This window comes from Pseudomonas fluorescens, assembly GCF_018614655.1.
In the GTDB taxonomy this organism is placed as follows: Bacteria; Pseudomonadota; Gammaproteobacteria; order Pseudomonadales; family Pseudomonadaceae; genus Aquipseudomonas; species Aquipseudomonas fluorescens_BX.
This window is the reverse complement of record NZ_JAGGOG010000016.1, coordinates 215,110-230,745: the sequence shown is the minus strand read 5'-3', so window position 1 is coordinate 230,745 and position 15,636 is coordinate 215,110. Positions and strand designations below refer to the sequence as shown.

Annotated in this window: 13 protein-coding genes; 4 read left to right on the top strand and 9 right to left on the bottom strand. The window is 58.7% G+C overall.

Features of this window, described 5'->3' with window-relative positions:
• Positions 1–118 precede the first annotated feature (118 nt).
• From J7E41_RS17055 to treP, 3 genes are all read right to left on the bottom strand, one after another.
• Complete coding sequence (locus J7E41_RS17055; RefSeq protein WP_214994535.1) at positions 119–1,339, bottom strand: maltoporin; 1,221 nt, start codon at positions 1,337–1,339, stop codon at positions 119–121.
• 216 nt (positions 1,340–1,555) lie between these two features.
• Positions 1,556–3,202, bottom strand: a complete 1,647-nt coding sequence (gene treC, locus J7E41_RS17050) for an alpha,alpha-phosphotrehalase (RefSeq protein WP_214994533.1) — start codon at positions 3,200–3,202, stop codon at positions 1,556–1,558.
• Between the two features lie 69 nt (positions 3,203–3,271).
• Complete coding sequence (gene treP / locus J7E41_RS17045) at positions 3,272–4,714, bottom strand: PTS system trehalose-specific EIIBC component (protein ID WP_214994531.1); 1,443 nt, start codon at positions 4,712–4,714, stop codon at positions 3,272–3,274.
• A 317-nt stretch (positions 4,715–5,031) separates the two neighbouring features.
• Between treP and treR the strand changes: the two genes are divergently transcribed.
• The gene (gene treR / locus J7E41_RS17040; protein ID WP_214994529.1) at positions 5,032–5,736 is read left to right on the top strand and encodes a trehalose operon repressor; all 705 of its coding nucleotides are present in this window, start codon (positions 5,032–5,034) and stop codon (positions 5,734–5,736) included.
• A 57-nt stretch (positions 5,737–5,793) separates the two neighbouring features.
• Here the strand turns inward: treR and J7E41_RS17035 are convergent, their stop codons facing one another.
• The 6 genes from J7E41_RS17035 to J7E41_RS17010 all read right to left on the bottom strand — a co-directional run bounded on the left by J7E41_RS17035 (position 5,794) and on the right by J7E41_RS17010 (position 12,280).
• Positions 5,794–7,026, bottom strand: a complete 1,233-nt coding sequence (locus tag J7E41_RS17035; protein WP_214994527.1) for a type II toxin-antitoxin system HipA family toxin — start codon at positions 7,024–7,026, stop codon at positions 5,794–5,796.
• Positions 7,019–7,264, bottom strand: coding sequence for a helix-turn-helix domain-containing protein (locus tag J7E41_RS17030; RefSeq protein ID WP_214994525.1), 246 nt, complete (start codon positions 7,262–7,264; stop codon positions 7,019–7,021). Before J7E41_RS17030 ends, J7E41_RS17035 begins: the two co-directional genes overlap by 8 nt.
• A gap of 195 nt (positions 7,265–7,459) precedes the next feature.
• The gene (gene guaA / locus J7E41_RS17025) at positions 7,460–9,037 is read right to left on the bottom strand and encodes a glutamine-hydrolyzing GMP synthase (protein ID WP_214994524.1); all 1,578 of its coding nucleotides are present in this window, start codon (positions 9,035–9,037) and stop codon (positions 7,460–7,462) included.
• Positions 9,038–9,119: 82 nt separating this feature from the next.
• Complete coding sequence (guaB, locus tag J7E41_RS17020) at positions 9,120–10,589, bottom strand: IMP dehydrogenase (RefSeq protein WP_016977684.1); 1,470 nt, start codon at positions 10,587–10,589, stop codon at positions 9,120–9,122.
• 219 nt (positions 10,590–10,808) lie between these two features.
• Positions 10,809–11,357 carry a sugar ABC transporter ATPase gene (locus J7E41_RS17015; protein WP_214994522.1) on the bottom strand — a complete coding sequence of 183 codons (549 nt, stop codon included), beginning with the start codon at positions 11,355–11,357 and terminating at the stop codon, positions 10,809–10,811.
• Positions 11,358–11,512: 155 nt separating this feature from the next.
• Positions 11,513–12,280, bottom strand: coding sequence for a sulfite exporter TauE/SafE family protein (locus J7E41_RS17010; RefSeq protein ID WP_214994520.1), 768 nt, complete (start codon positions 12,278–12,280; stop codon positions 11,513–11,515).
• A gap of 99 nt (positions 12,281–12,379) precedes the next feature.
• Between J7E41_RS17010 and J7E41_RS17005 the strand changes: the two genes are divergently transcribed.
• The 3 genes from J7E41_RS17005 to J7E41_RS16995 are packed head-to-tail and all read left to right on the top strand — an operon-like array spanning position 12,380 to position 15,511.
• Positions 12,380–13,276, top strand: coding sequence for a LysR family transcriptional regulator (locus tag J7E41_RS17005; RefSeq protein ID WP_214994518.1), 897 nt, complete (start codon positions 12,380–12,382; stop codon positions 13,274–13,276).
• 30 nt (positions 13,277–13,306) lie between these two features.
• Positions 13,307–14,686 (top strand): exodeoxyribonuclease VII large subunit, encoded by a 1,380-nt coding sequence (gene xseA, locus J7E41_RS17000; RefSeq protein WP_214994516.1) that lies wholly within the window; start codon positions 13,307–13,309, stop codon positions 14,684–14,686.
• A gap of 3 nt (positions 14,687–14,689) precedes the next feature.
• Positions 14,690–15,511, top strand: coding sequence for a peptidoglycan DD-metalloendopeptidase family protein (locus J7E41_RS16995; protein WP_214994513.1), 822 nt, complete (start codon positions 14,690–14,692; stop codon positions 15,509–15,511).
• The last annotated feature ends 125 nt before the right edge of the window (positions 15,512–15,636 follow it).

The following is a 15,636-nucleotide window of genomic DNA, read 5'->3' as shown; positions in this document are numbered from 1 at the left end:
AAAATTCCCTGCAGGAGCGAGCTTGCTCGCGAAGGTCGTCAACAATAACGCGTGCATTCTGGATAAACGCGTTGCCCTTGAGTTCTTCGCGAGCAAGCTCGCTCCTACAGATAAGTGATTACTTCCACCAGTATTCGACCTGCACACCAAAATTCGATCCATGCCGCGCCGTGCCGTAGGCGCCGGTGTCGGACAACGCCGAACCCGCCGCCAGTTCATTGGCCGCACGTTTGGCTGCTTCATTCCAGGTAGCGTAGGTGTAATACAAACGCACTTCCGGCCTCGCCCAGAAATCCGGACCTTTAGGCGACCAGGTCGGGGCGAAGGTAAATTTGCTCAGCTTGCGGGTACCGCCGGTGGCCTCGACCTGATCGTGGCCCAGCTCGGTCACCAGCTTGAACTGCTCGCTGATCGCATAGGCCGGGCGCACCCCGATGGACATCCAGGTCTGATCCTGGCTGCCCGGGCGAATGTCTTTCTGGTACACCGCCTCGACCTGGCCGCCAAAACGCGGCGTCACCTGCCAGTCGAAAAACTCCACCGCGCGGTAGCTTTTACTGCTGTTATCCAGGGCGGTATTGCCGGTGTAGCCAAGGCCTGTGCCCGGACCTTCGCCGTATTGCAGCGCGAACTTGTTCCGCCCGCCCAGGAAGGGTTTCTGCACATGCTGGGCGGTGATGGCCCAGCCGCTGTTGGCCTCGCGACCACCGGCCTTTTCGATGTAGCTCAAGCCCAGCTCCAGCTCACCGCTCGGGTTGGTCTTGAAGCCGGCCACGTTGAAGTCGTGACGGGTGGCGTATTCCTTCTGGTACAGGTTGTCCTTGCGCGAAATCGCGTAACTGTATTTCAGATCACCGATTTTCACGTCCTCAATACCGCCGCCCGTGGCGCTCTGGTTCCAGTAGTAGAAGTCGGAAATATGGATGTCGTTACGTTTGTAATAGCGCCGACCGGCCCACAGCGAACCGCCGTTGAGACTGGGCAGATTCGACCACTGCGCATACATCTGCGGCATGCGCGCCGAGCCGTTGTTTTCGCCCTGGAACTTCAGCTCACGATCGTACTGGTTGTACAGAGAGGCCATGGCATCGACGCTGAACACCGAAGCGTCGTCGAGGGTCAGCAGGTCCTGGCGCAACTCCAGCTCGGCGTACTGTTCGCATTCGTTACCCAGACGGTATTTCGATTGCGCACCGGGAAGTTGGAAACACTGCTGCTTACCGCTGCCCGTCGAGGTCCCCGCACCGCTGCGCAAGTAACCGGCAAACTCCAGGGCCTGGGCGGCAAACGGTAAAGACAGACAAGAGGCAACGAGGCCCAGTTTTATTGTTGTTTTCATGAAGCGCTCCGATGTTTTTATTATGTTTTGTGAAGCAAGCCCTGCGGTTTCACGTAGCAGCTGTCGAGCCTTGGCGAGGCTGCGAAGGCCACGCCGCTACCAATGAGCCGGGCGCTGAAACCGAGTGGCTCCCGTACGCAGCCTCGCCAAGGCTCGACAGCTACTACGGGATCTTGTCCCGTGAGGTTCAAGACGGTATCTACGTCGGGTTTTGGGTCAGTCCTTGAGGTGCAGCACAAAGGACTCATAAGGGCGCAACGACACCTGACCCGTACGCACCGGGCAGTCGGCGTAGTTGCTGATCAGCAGGCGTTGCTCGGTCGCCTGATTGAAAATCGCTTGGGGCAATTGGACCTGGCACGGCGTGCCGTAGAAGTTGTTCACCACCAGCAAGCGCTCGCCATGACCTTCGCGCAGATAGGCCCAAACCTGCCGGTGCTCTGGCAGCAATTGGCGGTAAACACCTTCCTGGATCAACGGCTCATGACGACGCAAGGCGATCAACGCGCGGTAGTGATGCAGCACCGACTCCGGGTCATCGAGCTGGCTCTCGACGTTGATTTGCGCGGCGTTGGCAGGAATACCGATCCACGGTTCACCACTGCCAAAACCGGCGTTGGCCCCTTCACTCCATTGCATCGGTGTGCGGCCGTTGTCCCGGGACTTCTGCATGATCGCGGCCATGCTTTCAGCTTCGGACTCTCCCGCATCGCGCTTGAGCCGATAGATGTTCAAGGTCTCGACATCGCGGTACTGCTCGATCTTGTCGAAGCCCGGATTGGTCATGCCCAGCTCTTCACCTTGGTAGATGAAGGGCGTGCCTTGCAGGAAGTGCAGCGCGGTGGCAAGCATCTTCGCCGAGACCACGCGGTGCTCGCCGTCGTCGCCAAAACGCGAGACCACCCGCGGCTGATCGTGGTTACACCAGAACAGTGCGTTCCAACCACCACCGGCCTGCATGCCCAGTTGCCAGTCGGAAAGAATCTGTTTGAGCTGCAAGAAATCGAAGTCGGCCCGCACCCATTTTTTCAGGTTCGGGTAATCCACTTTCAGGTGATGAAAGTTGAAGGTCATCGACAGTTCTTTGGACTCGGGACGCGAGTAGCGAATGCAGTGCTCAAGGCTGGTGGAGGACATTTCGCCGACGTTGATCAGGTCATGACCTTCGAAGACTTCACGGTGCATTTCCTGCAGGTATTCGTGCACATTCGGGCCGTCAGTGTAGAAACGGCGGCCGTCGCTGTTGTCTTCCGGGAAGTCCTTTGGCTTGGAGATCAGGTTGATCACATCCAGGCGAAAACCTCCCACTCCCTTGTCACGCCAGAAGCGCATCAGCTTGAAGACTTCGGCACGGACTTTCGGGTTATCCCAATTGAGGTCGGCCTGAGTGTGGTCGAACAGGTGCAGGAAGTACTGGCCGGTTTGCGCCTCGTATTCCCAGGCCGAACCGCCGAACTTGGACTCCCAGTTGTTCGGCTGATCACGCCAGATGTAGAAATCGCGGTACGGGTTGTCCAGGCTGCTGCGGGCCTGCTGGAACCACTCGTGTTCGATGGAGGTGTGGTTGACCACGATGTCCAGCATCAGCTTGATGCCACGCTTCGCCGCTTCATTGATCAGCAGGTCACAGTCGGCCATGGTCCCGTAGCTCGGGTCGATGGCGTAGTAGTCACTGATGTCATAGCCGTTATCACGCTGGGGCGAGCGCAGAAACGGCGTGATCCACAGGCAATCGACGCCGAGCCACTTCAGGTAATCGAGTTTGTCCACGACACCCAGCAAGTCACCGGTGGCGTTACCCGCGTGGCTGTGGAAGCTTTTGGGGTAGATCTGGTAGATCACCGAGTGTTGCCAGTCTTGCATGGTGGACTCCTTCAATTGAGTTTTGTGCTGGTCTTGAGACCCCTTCGCGAGCAAGTCGAAAGCGGTAGATCAGGCGACCCGATAACCAGGCCGAACAATCTTCATGCTCAACCCGCAAGTCAGAACAAACGGCACCACCATTGCGATGACCATGCCGATGACAAAACTCGGGATGTATTGCGGAATGATCGAGATAAAACCGGGCAAGCCACCGACCCCGATGGCCGAGGCCTGGACCTTGTTCAGCGAGAGGAAAATGCTGCCCAGCGCCGACCCGGTGAGGGCCGCATAGAACGGAAACTTGAAGCGCAGGTTGACCCCAAACATCGCCGGCTCGGTGATCCCGAAATAAGCGGAAATCGCCGAGGTCGAAGCCATGCTTTTATCCCGCGCATTGCGGCTCATGTAGAACACACCAAGCGCTGCGCTGCCCTGGGCCAGGTTGGACATGACGATCATCGGCCAGATAAACGTGCCGCCCTGAGTTGAAATAAGCTGCAGGTCCACGGCGAGGAACATGTGGTGCATGCCGGTGATCACCAACGGCGCATACAACAGGCCAAAGATCGCTCCGCCGACCATCGGCGCCAGGTCAAACAGAGTGACTACACCTTCGGTGATCAGGATGCCCAGGTGACGGGTCACCGGGCCAATGATCGCCAGCGCCAGCACGCCAGTGACGACAATGGTGGTAATCGGCACCACCAACAATTGAATGGCGTTCGGTACTCGCGCCCGCAGCCATTTCTCAATCACGCTCATGACGTAGGCCGCCATCAGGATCGGCAGAATTTGCCCCTGATAACCGACCTTCTCGATCTTGAACCAACCGAAAATATCGAAGTACGGCAGGCTCTGGCCGTCGAGCCCGGCCACCGCCTTGCCGTAGTTCCAGGCATTGAGCAGGTCCGGGTGTACCAGCATCAGGCCAAGGACGATGCCGAGGATTTCACTGCCGCCAAACCGCTTGGCCGCCGACCAGCCCACCAGCGCCGGCAGGAACACGAACGAGGTGTTGGCCATCAGGTTGATCAGGCTCCACAGGCCATCCAGGTTCGGATAAGCCTCAAGCAAGGTCTTGTCCGCAATGAACATGCCCTTGGCGCCCATCAGGTTGTTCACGCCCATCAACAGGCCGGCAATGATCAGCGCCGGCAGGATGGGCATGAACACATCGGAGAACACCCGTACCAGGCGCTGCATCGGGTTGGTTTTTTCGACGCCCTTCTGCTTCACGTCGGCGATGGTCGAGGCGGCAAGGCCGGTCTGTTCACGCAAGGCGGCGTAGACCTTCTCCACTTCGCCGGGGCCGATCACGATCTGGAACAAGCCGCCGGTAAAAAAAGAGCCCTTGACCAGATCAATCTGGTTCAGCTCCCCGTTCTTGACCAGGCTTGGGTCTTTGAGGGCCAGACGCAGGCGGGTCACGCAGTGGGCCGCTTGCTCAAGGTTGTCGCTGCCCCCCAGGCTCTGGAGAATCTCGCGGGCAATAGTCGGATAGTCGTGGCTCATGCTTGTTCTTCCACTTTAGATTCTTGTTATTGGCAGCACGCCGAGGGCAAAAGTACTCGTACAGACGAGTTAAAGCAACAACTCGTCTGTACGAGTTTAAAAAAATAATGGTTTTCGGTTTTCTGCAGGAGCGAGCTTGCTCGCGAAGAAACTGAGAGCGCTGCGGGGTATCAGGCTCTTCGCGTTATCGTTAACGATCTTCGCGAGCAAGCTCACTCCTACACAGGCCACAGTTTTCCAATGGTTCAATGGACAAACCCCACCTCTGGCTCTAAGGTTCCTGCCTTGAATACAAACGCGGCACAGAGCCCTCCCCCATGAGCAAATACAACCAGATCTATACCGATCTGCTTGCCAGCATCACCACTGAACGCCTGCAACGCGGCACTCGCCTGCCCTCCGAAACCGAACTGATGGACGCCTATCAGGCCAGCCGCGGCACCGTGCGCCGGGCTATCGAGCAGTTGCAGGAACGCGGATTCGCGCAAAAGATTCATGGCAAGGGCACGTTTGTACTGTCGCCCAACCCCATCGAGTTCCAGTTGGGCGGGATTGTCAGCTTCCGCGAAACCCATGCCGACCTTGGGGATGACGTGCGCACCGACGTCGTCGAGTTCTCTCAGTTCCCGCTGGAAGGCGCACTGCTGGAACATATCGAGGCCGAAGCCGGCAGCCTGATCACCCGGATCAAGCGAGTACGGCGCATCGGTGGCAAGCGGGTGATCCTCGACATCAACCACTTCGTCGCTGACCTGATTCCGGGGCTTGATCGGGAGATTGCCGAACAGTCGATCTACGCGTTTATCGAGCAGACACTGCAGCTACAGATCAGCTACGCCCAACGCACCATCGAAGCACTACCGCGCGGCAAGGATGATCAGTTGCACCTGGACCTGGATGGCCAGAGCCATGTGATTGTGGTGAGTAACCAGACGTTTTTGCAGGATGGGCGGCAGTTCGAATACACCGAGTCGCGACATACGTTGGACAAGTTTTACTTTTCGGATATTGCGCGGCGCTGAGCAAAGAAAGCGCCTGGCGAATCACCCAAAGCCCGGCAAAAAAAGCCGGGTTCCTTACTACGCAGCAATACTTCTCACTAGTCCTGTCGTCCAGGCAGCGATCATCTTTTCCCCCACCGCGTCGAACGCTGGATGGGTACTTCGATACTCGGAAAGCTCCTCCATCGCGCGACTCATGCCTTGGTGCACTCTAGCTAGCAATTCGTTGCAGCGAGCCTCTGTCAAACCACAGGAACTACGCCCGAACTGAACCAGCATCTTGCGCTTTGGCCAGGCTTTCGAGCCACCGAGCAACAGTCCCATGATGTCGTTGCCGTTGTACACGGTGGTGGTCACCAGATCGTAAGCCGGGGCGAGCCATACGTCAGCATCCTCGGCACAGTTTTCATAAAGCAGGCCGAAGTTTTTCAGGTGTCCGTCACCATTCTGGATACCGGCAGAGAGCGCCACCATCATGAAGAAGTCCTCCAGCGTCCTGGTTATACGACTTGGCGTGACAAAAGACCGGATCAGCTTCGCGCATCCCTGGTAACTGCCGTCGTATTTCTTCGCGGTTCCCCAACCCGATAGAACGCACATGTCCTCAAACCCGAGGTAGGCGCTTTCACCGATGTCGAAACGCTTCACCACCAGAAGCTTACCCTGCTGGCTGAGCTGAGATTCAGGCACCTCAAGACCGCAATACAATGCGGCCCGCATGCAGAAAAACTCATTGGCCGCCAGTTGCGGAAATTCTGACTCGTTGAACGCCTTCACCAGGTGCGTGGCGCCTCGATGGGTGAGACGCTCAATATCGGGAGCCCCATCGTCAACGTCGCGCACCAGCACCTTCGGTTGAACACCCGATACTCCCGAGTAGGCCGCGTAGGTGTTCAGAAGGTCAGTGAACAGGTCTTGCGCCCCGTCATAGGCCAACAGCTCGGCAAGCTTGACCTGAGGCAACGACCCGCCATCGGCTTCATGGGCAACGCTGATACGACCCAGTTGATGCGGCCCCACAATGCCCAGCAAAGCGAAATCGTCAAAGCCGCGCACTGACTTGCTGAAACGTCTCACAAGCTCGTTCTTGAGATGCCCCTCGGGGATGTGCATCTCGAACAATGGGTGAATCCCATACTCCCAGTTGTAGCTTTCCAGTCGCACCGGCATGGTCAAGGAAACGGCGTTCTCGTCGGCGACTCCTTCGTTATAGGAGAAGACCGAATCATGCCGATTTTCTGCACGTCGCCCGAGCGTTCCGGCAGGCACGCCGCCCGCGCCGATATACAGCCGGTCACGTTGACTAGTCATGGACGTTTCCTGATTTCAGTTCATCGAGGGTCTTGCGCCGACGCATAGGGATGGCGGTCAATTCGTATCCCAAGCCCTCAAGGATCGCAGCTACCTTGCGAATCCCTATTTCAGGGACGGTGTTGTTCTCAATCCCCGAAATGGTTGCGCGACTCATGCCGTGCCGTTGCGCGAGCTGGCTTTGTGAAAGACCAGCGGCTTTGCGGAGACTCTTGATCAGGATTCCTAAATCGCCCATCAACATACATCCTATACAATGCAAAATAGATAAAATCACATAAATGAACCATATACGATGCAATCTATCCTGAATAGTCCTTTATTCGAGTAAACGACCCAGTGCGACTCTCGCTTAAACATCCACACCCCAGAAACACAAAACCCCGGCCAAGGCCGGGGTTTTGTTATTCAGCGTTCATCTGCTACTGCAGGATCATTCCCACTCAATGGTCGCCGGCGGCTTGCTCGACACGTCATAAGTAACGCGGGAGATGCCTTCGATTTCATTGATGATACGGCCGCTGACGGTTTCCAGCAGTTCGTACGGCAGGTGTGCCCAACGGGCGGTCATGAAGTCGATGGTTTCCACCGCACGCAGGGCCACGACCCAGGCGTAGCGACGGCCATCGCCTACGACACCCACCGATTTCACCGGCTGGAACACCACGAAGGCCTGGCTGACCTTGTGGTACCAGTCGGCCTTGCGCAGTTCTTCGATGAAGATGTGGTCGGCGCGACGCAGCAGGTCGGCGTATTCCTTCTTCACTTCACCGAGGATCCGCACGCCCAGGCCCGGGCCCGGGAACGGGTGGCGGTAGACCATGTCGTACGGCAGGCCCAGTTCCAGGCCCAGACGACGGACTTCGTCCTTGAACAGTTCGCGCAGTGGCTCGACCAGCTTGAGGTTCATTTCCTCAGGCAGGCCACCCACGTTGTGGTGGGACTTGATCACGTGGGCCTTGCCGCTCTTGGCGCCAGCCGACTCGATCACGTCCGGGTAAATGGTGCCCTGGGCGAGGTACTTGATGTTGTCCAGTTTGTTGGACTGGGCATCAAATACGTCGATGAAGGTGCGGCCGATGATCTTGCGCTTCTTCTCCGGGTCGGACTCGCCGGCCAGGTTGTTCAGGAACTGATCTTCAGCATTGGCGCGGATCACCTTGACGCCCATGTTCTCGGCGAACATAGCCATCACTTGCTCGCCTTCGTGCAGACGCAGCAGGCCGTTGTCGACGAAGACGCAGGTCAGTTGGTCGCCAATCGCTTTGTGCAGCAGCGCGGCAACCACCGAAGAGTCAACGCCGCCGGACAGGCCCAGCAGGACGTTGTCGGTGCCGACCTGGGCACGGATGTTGGCGATGGCGTCTTCAGCAATCTTCGACGGGGTCCACAGCGCTTCGCACTGGCAGATGTCGAGGATGAAGCGCGACAGGATGCGGCCACCTTGCTTGGTGTGGGTCACTTCCGGGTGGAACTGCACGCCGTAGTAGCCGCGCTCGTCGTTGAACATGCCGGCGATCGGGCAGCTCGGGGTGCTGGCCAGGATGTGGAAGTCTTCCGGCATCTTGGTGACCTTGTCACCGTGGCTCATCCACACGTCGAGGCCGAACAGGCCATCGGCGTCGATGTGGTCTTCGATACCGTCCAGCAGGCGGCTCTTGCCGACGACGTCGACACGGGCATAACCGAATTCACGCAGCTCGGAACCTTCGACCTTGCCGCCCAGTTGCTCGGCCATGGTCTGCATGCCGTAGCAGATACCGAAGACCGGCACGCCCAGGTCAAACACGGCTTGCGGGCAGCGAGGGCTGTTGGCTTCGTGCACCGACTCGGGGCCACCGGCGAGGATGACGCCTTTTGGAGCGAATTCGCGAATCGCTTCGTCATCCATGTCGAACGGATGCAGTTCGCAGTACACGCCGATTTCACGCACGCGGCGGGCGATCAGTTGGGTGTACTGGGAACCGAAGTCGAGGATCAGGATGCGGTGGGCGTGAATGTCGAGGGCCATGAGATCAGTCTCGTCTAATGAATCAGAAACAACTCGGGGCTGAATAAGACAGCCCCGGTTACTTAACTATTTGCTTGAAGCATCAACCTACGCGGTAGTTCGGCGCTTCTTTGGTGATCTGTACGTCGTGAACGTGGGATTCGGCCATGCCAGCACCGGTGATCCGCACGAACTCAGGCTTGGTGCGCATTTCTTCGATGTCGGCGCTGCCGGTGTAGCCCATCGAGGAACGCAGGCCGCCCATCAGTTGGTGGATGATGGCGCTCAGGGTGCCCTTGTACGGAACACGCCCTTCGATACCTTCCGGTACCAGTTTCTCGGCGCCTGCCGAGGAGTCCTGGAAGTAGCGGTCGGAAGAACCTTGAGCCTGGGACATGGCGCCCAGCGAACCCATGCCACGGTATGCCTTGTAGGAACGGCCCTGGAACAATTCGATCTCGCCCGGCGCTTCTTCAGTACCGGCGAACATCGAGCCCATCATCACGCAGGAAGCACCGGCCACGATGGCCTTGGACAGGTCACCGGAGAAACGGATACCGCCGTCGGCGATCAACGGTACGCCAGTGCCTTCAAGGGCAGCGGCGACGTTGGCGATGGCGCTGATTTGCGGCACGCCTACACCGGCAACGATACGGGTGGTGCAGATCGAGCCAGGGCCGATACCGACCTTGACTGCATCCGCGCCCGCTTCGGCCAGGGCCTTGGCAGCAGCGCCGGTAGCAATGTTGCCGCCGATCACTTGCACATCAGGGAAATTCTGTTTAACCCAGCGAACGCGGTCGATCACACCTTTGGAGTGACCATGGGCAGTGTCGACCACCACCACGTCAACACCAGCAGCGACCAGGGCCGAGACGCGGTCACCGGTGTCTTTACCGGTACCGACCGCAGCACCTACACGCAGACGACCTTGGTCGTCCTTGCTGGCCAGCGGGTAAGCCTTGGCTTTTTCGATGTCGTTGACGGTCATCATGCCTTTGAGGGCGAATTTGTCGTCGACGATCAGTACGCGTTCGATGCGGTGTTTGTGCAGCAATTCGCGAACGTCGTTCTTGTCGGCGCCTTCCTTGACCGTGACCAGACGCTCTTTAGGCGTCATCACTTCGCGGACGGTGACCTCAAGGCGATTTTCGAAACGCACGTCACGGGAAGTGACGATGCCGACCAGGTCGCCATCGTGCAGCACCGGAACACCGGAGATATTGTGCAGGCGGGTCAGGTCGAACAGGTCACGCACGGTGGCGTCGGCTTCGATGGTGATCGGATCTTTCACCACCCCAGCTTCGTAACGCTTGACCTTGCGCACTTCGGCAGCTTGCTGCTCGATGGTCATGTTCTTGTGGATGATGCCGATGCCGCCTTCCTGAGCCATGGCGATTGCCAAACGGGCTTCGGTGACGGTGTCCATGGCAGCGGAAACCAGAGGAATATTCAGCTCGATGCCACGGGTTAGGCGGGTCTTGAGACTGACTTCGTTAGGAAGCACCTCGGAATAACCGGGCACTAGGAGAATGTCGTCGAATGTCAGAGCTTCTTGGCTGATACGCAGCATCGCGGGGGCTCCCGAGCGGGAAAATGGAAGCGCGCCATTATACTCAGACACCCCGGCGGGCTCAATGTAAAACTCTGACAATGTTGGGATTACTGATAGAAGGATAAAAACTGTAGGAGCGAGCTTGCTCGCGAAGAACGCAAAAGCACCGCGTTAAACCAGAACACTCGCGTTATCGTTGACGTTTTTCGCGAGCAAGCTCGCTCCTACATAGAAGGGCTACAACTCGACTTTGACCCAACTGATCTTCTGATCCAGCCAGTCGGCAAACTCGTCGATAAAGCTCTGCTTGAACCCCGCCTCCGCCCAGTTGTTGAAGATGAATCCCAGGTTGGAAAAGCCGCACTCCTGCAGGAACAGGAAGCCGTTGATGTCGTCTTCATGACCGCACAAGGGGCAGGTGAAGTTATCGGTGTGGCCGGGCATCCAGTCTTCCAGGCTTTCGAACAACGCTTCGCCCACCTCTTTCAGGCATTCAGAGCAGCCTGCTTCCTCGAGAAAACCCTTGGCCGGCGTGTAGATGCAGCGTTTATAGATGATCTCCAGGCCATTGACCGGCTCGTTGAACGGCAGCGCCTCGGGGTGCAGCACCACGGCGCGGGCACCGTCAGCCAGGGCGTAGGCCATGCGGTTGCCGGTACGGCCACAGGTGGTCAACTCTTCCTTGACGATGTTCTTGCGCACCAGCCAGCGCACAATCGCCCGGGCCCGGGGTTCGTGGACGGGCAATGTGGAAATCTTCGGGACAAGGATGCTTTGGGAATTCATGAGGCCTGGGTGTCCTGCGGTGTGCCGTCTAGCGCCTTCGCGAGCAAGCCCACATTCGACTGCGTTTATCCTGTAGGAATGCGTTCAAATGTGGGAGCGGGCTTGCTCGCGAAGAGGCCCTGAAGGTCGGCAGCTTAATCCCTGACACCCGCAGGTCAAGTACTCAAGTACCGGACAATCAACGCAATGCCGCTGGCCAGCACCAACCAGGTCACCAACCGCACGAACGCCTCGCGGGACATACGCAGGGTCAGCCGCCGGCTGACCCACAGCCCCAGGGCCATCGCCGGCAGCAAGCACACCGCCAACACCAATAAGGGTAGCTCGGTATACACCCCGGCGAGCAAAAACAGACTCAAACGCACCACAGTGCTGCAACTGATCAAGGCGCTCTGCGTCGCCCGCGCCGGGTCTTTGGGCAGGCGACTATTCAGATAGATCGCATATAAAAAGCCGCCACTGCCAAACAACGCCCCAAACAGACCGCCGACAGTGCCCATGGGAATGGCCCAACCGGCCGCCAACTGCTTGGGACGAGCTGTTACCAACAGGCTATAGATCGCGTAGGCACTGATGAACAGCCCCATCAGCAGCAATAAAAGCTTCGAGTGGAGATTGAGCAGAAAGATAACGCCCAGGGTGCAACCGATCGCCATGCACGGCAGCAGCCTCAACAGTTCCGGCTTATTCACGTCCCGTCGCGACTGCAGGAGGTTGCCAAAGGCGGCGACAAAGTCCAGCAGCACCAACAACGGGATGATCTTCGACAACGGCATGAACAGAATCAGGATTGGCCCCGCCACCAGAGCCGTGCCGAACCCTGCGATGCCAAACACGATATAGGCCACGACAATTCCCGCACCGATCACCAGCCAGTCGATACCACTGAAGGCCCATTGGTTAAGCAGTTCGACCCAGTTCATAAGGTAGTCCTTGAAGATGATGGCAGTCACTTTAGCCATCACCGTGAGTTGCGACTAATATCTTCAAAGCCACTCACCCATCTCGAAAAGGCATGACTTGTGATTTCCACCCGCCAACTGCGCTACTTCGTCGAAATCGCCGAGTGCGGCAGTTTCAGCGCCGCAGCCGAACGGCTGTTCGTCGCACAATCGGCCCTCAGCCGGCAGATCAAGGAACTTGAAATCCTCCTGCAAACCCCGCTGTTCGAACGCACGGCGCGCCAGCCGAGGCTGACAGCCGCCGGCGAGGCATTCTACCCACGAGCACGCAACCTGCTGAATGAATTGCATAAGGCCAGCGAGATGGCCACTCAAGTAGGCAATGGCCAGCTCGGCACCTTGCGCCTGAGTCATTCCAGCACCGTGCCCATGAGCGGCTACCTGCTGCAAGGGATCAGTGCTTATCTTGAACAGTACCCCGGCGTGTCGATGGACATCGCCAAACTGTCCTCCGAAGCACAACTGGAAGAAATCGCCGATGGTCGGCTGGATGTGGGGGTGTTGCGCTTGCCGGTATTGCGCCAGCGCGAGGGGGTGCGCATCGTGCCTTTATATAGCGAGCGGCTATTACTGGCAGTGCCGCCGAATCACCCTCTGGCGCAGAACGCACCCGCCTGCGGTATCGACCTGACTCAGTTGCGGGATGAAGCGTTTATTTCGATCCCTCACCCGCAACGGGGTGGGCTGAGTTATCTGTCCGCCGAGTTGTGCATGCGTGCCGGATTTTTCCCCAAAGCCGCACGGGTGATGTCGCGCAAGACCACCCAATTGCAGTTGATCCAGGCCGGGTTCGGTATCGCCTTGCTGCCTGAGTCGATGCAGGACATCGCGCCCGCCAACATCCATTTCTTGCCGCTGGCCGATCCCGACAGCCAAAGCACCATCGCCCTGGCCTGTCGACAAGCACCGACGGCGTTGGTGGAGCAATTCTGTCAAACCCTGCACGAATGCCTATAAACTGCCGCCCATGACTAAAGATCTCCTCCCATGATTAAAGACCCGTTTGCCCGTCTGGGCCTGGACCGCGAAGTCCTGACAGTCAGCCAGCTCAACGGCCGTGCGCGGGTGTTGCTGGAAGACGTGTTCACCAATATCTGGGTCGAAGGCGAAATCTCCAACCTCGCCCGCCCGGCCTCCGGCCACGTGTACTTCACCCTCAAGGACAGTGGCGCCCAAGTGCGTTGCGCGCTGTTCCGGCAAAACGCCGCGCGGGTGCGTCAAGCCTTGAAAGACGGCCTGGCGGTCAAGGTACGGGGCAAGGTCTCGCTGTTTGAAGGCCGTGGCGACTATCAGTTGATCCTCGACACGGTGGAGCCGGCGGGCGATGGCGCCCTGCGCCTGGCCTTCGATGCGTTGAAGGAGAAGCTCAGCGCCGAAGGATTGTTCAGCGCCGAGCGCAAGGTACCGCTGCCGGCTCATCCCCGGCGTATCGGCATTATCAGCTCGCCCACCGGCGCGGTGATTCGCGACATCATCAGCGTGTTCCGCCGCCGTGCGCCACAGGTGCAATTGACGCTGATCCCCACGGCCGTCCAAGGCCGTGAAGCCGTGGCACAAATCGTCCGCGCCTTGAAGCTGGCCGATGCCCGCGGCTTCGACGCGCTGATCCTGGCCCGTGGCGGCGGCTCCCTGGAAGACCTCTGGTGTTTCAACGAAGAAGCCGTGGCCCGCGCCGTGGATGCCTGCGTGACGCCGATTGTCAGCGCCGTCGGCCATGAAACCGATGTGTCCATCAGCGACTTTGTCGCCGACGTGCGCGCACCTACACCGTCCGCTGCCGCCGAATTACTCGCGCCGGACGCCAGCGACCTGGTGCGTCAGGTTGAAAGCCTGCACCGGCGCCTGGTGATGCGCATGCGCAACCGCCTGATGCATGACCGCCTGCGACTGGAAGGCATGGCTCGCCGTCTGCGTCATCCCGGCGAGCGGCTGCGTCAGCAAGCCCAACGCCTGGACGACCTGGACATGCGCCTGCGCCGCGCCTTCGAGCGCAGCCTCAATACCCGACGCGAACGCTTGATCCGCCTGGAAACCCGCCTCGCCGGCCAACACCCAGGCCGTCAGTTGGCCCTGCTGCGTCAACGCCTGGACAGCCTCGCCGAACGCCTGCCCCGCGCCATGCGTGAAGGCCTCAAGGCACGTCGCCTGCAGTTGCAAAGCCAGGTACAGACGCTGCAAGTGGTCAGCCCCCTTGCAACCTTGGGCCGTGGCTACAGCATTCTGCTGGACGAACGCGGCCAGGCGATTCGCAACGCCGCGCAAACCCACACCGGCCAGCGCCTCACCGCACGTCTCGGTGAAGGCCAATTGCAGGTTCGGGTGGAAGACAACCACCTGACCCCCGTCACCCTCTCGTTACTGGATTGATGCATGCCACGTTTTCTAAGCTTGTTGATGCTGTTGTGCCTGACCTTTAATGCCCATGCCGACAGCTACATTACCCGTGTGCTGAACAAACCGGTGCCCGGTGGCGTTGCGGTGGTTGACCTCGGAGCTAGCGCAACGGCACCGAAAGCCACCTTCCAAGGCAAACCGGTGTTGGTGGTCAGGGAGCAGAACAACTGGCTGGCGATTGTCGGCATCCCGCTGACCATCAAGCCTGGCAGCCAGCAGATCAGCAGCGGCGCGCGCAACTTGCCGTTCACGGTGGGCAGCAAGAAATATCCGGAACAACACATCACCTTGAAGAACAAAAGCCAGGTGAACCCGGACCCGGCGCAGCTCAAACGCATCGAAGGCGAACTGGCTGTCCAGCTCAAGGCTTACCGCAGCTTCAGCCCGAACACCCCAAGCAATCTGATACTGGACAAGCCGGTCAACGGGCCGCTGTCGAGCAAGTTTGGTGTGCGCCGGTTCTTCAATGGTGAGGAACGTAATCCTCATTCGGGCCTGGACTTTGCCGTAGGCGCCGGTACGCCAATCAAGACCCCGGCAGCGGGTAAGGTGATCCTGACCGGCAACTACTTCTTCAACGGCAACACTGTGTTCGTCGACCATGGCCAGGGCTTTATCAGCATGTTTTGCCATATGTCGAAGATTGATGTTGCCGTGGGCCAGCAATTGGCTCGCGGCGCGGTGGTGGGCAAAGTGGGCTCCACCGGGCGGGCGACCGGGCCGCACATGCACTGGAATATCAGCTTGAATGACGCACGGGTGGATCCGGCGATTTTTATCGGGGCATTCCAGCCTTAAGAGGAGATCACCTCAATTGCGCGCCCCGCAAAGGGCGTGCAAACAAAACCACCATCCAATCTTTTCTCAGCCATAAAATCTCGTATCCGACGCAAATAGAAGAACTTCTCTCAATTTTTTTCAAC

What these genes read in the sequence shown, in the direction of transcription:
- J7E41_RS17055 (WP_214994535.1), bottom strand. Translation starts at nt 1,339, where the DNA reads ATGAAAACAACAATAAAACTGGGCCTCGTTGCCTCTTGTCTGTCTTTA.
- treC (WP_214994533.1), bottom strand. Translation starts at nt 3,202, where the DNA reads ATGCAAGACTGGCAACACTCGGTGATCTACCAGATCTACCCCAAAAGC.
- treP (WP_214994531.1), bottom strand. Translation starts at nt 4,714, where the DNA reads ATGAGCCACGACTATCCGACTATTGCCCGCGAGATTCTCCAGAGCCTG.
- treR (WP_214994529.1), top strand. Translation starts at nt 5,032, where the DNA reads ATGAGCAAATACAACCAGATCTATACCGATCTGCTTGCCAGCATCACC.
- J7E41_RS17035 (WP_214994527.1), bottom strand. Translation starts at nt 7,026, where the DNA reads ATGACTAGTCAACGTGACCGGCTGTATATCGGCGCGGGCGGCGTGCCT.
- J7E41_RS17030 (WP_214994525.1), bottom strand. Translation starts at nt 7,264, where the DNA reads ATGGGCGATTTAGGAATCCTGATCAAGAGTCTCCGCAAAGCCGCTGGT.
- guaA (WP_214994524.1), bottom strand. Translation starts at nt 9,037, where the DNA reads ATGGCCCTCGACATTCACGCCCACCGCATCCTGATCCTCGACTTCGGT.
- guaB (WP_016977684.1), bottom strand. Translation starts at nt 10,589, where the DNA reads ATGCTGCGTATCAGCCAAGAAGCTCTGACATTCGACGACATTCTCCTA.
- J7E41_RS17015 (WP_214994522.1), bottom strand. Translation starts at nt 11,357, where the DNA reads ATGAATTCCCAAAGCATCCTTGTCCCGAAGATTTCCACATTGCCCGTC.
- J7E41_RS17010 (WP_214994520.1), bottom strand. Translation starts at nt 12,280, where the DNA reads ATGAACTGGGTCGAACTGCTTAACCAATGGGCCTTCAGTGGTATCGAC.
- xseA (WP_214994516.1), top strand. Translation starts at nt 13,307, where the DNA reads ATGATTAAAGACCCGTTTGCCCGTCTGGGCCTGGACCGCGAAGTCCTG.
- J7E41_RS16995 (WP_214994513.1), top strand. Translation starts at nt 14,690, where the DNA reads ATGCCACGTTTTCTAAGCTTGTTGATGCTGTTGTGCCTGACCTTTAAT.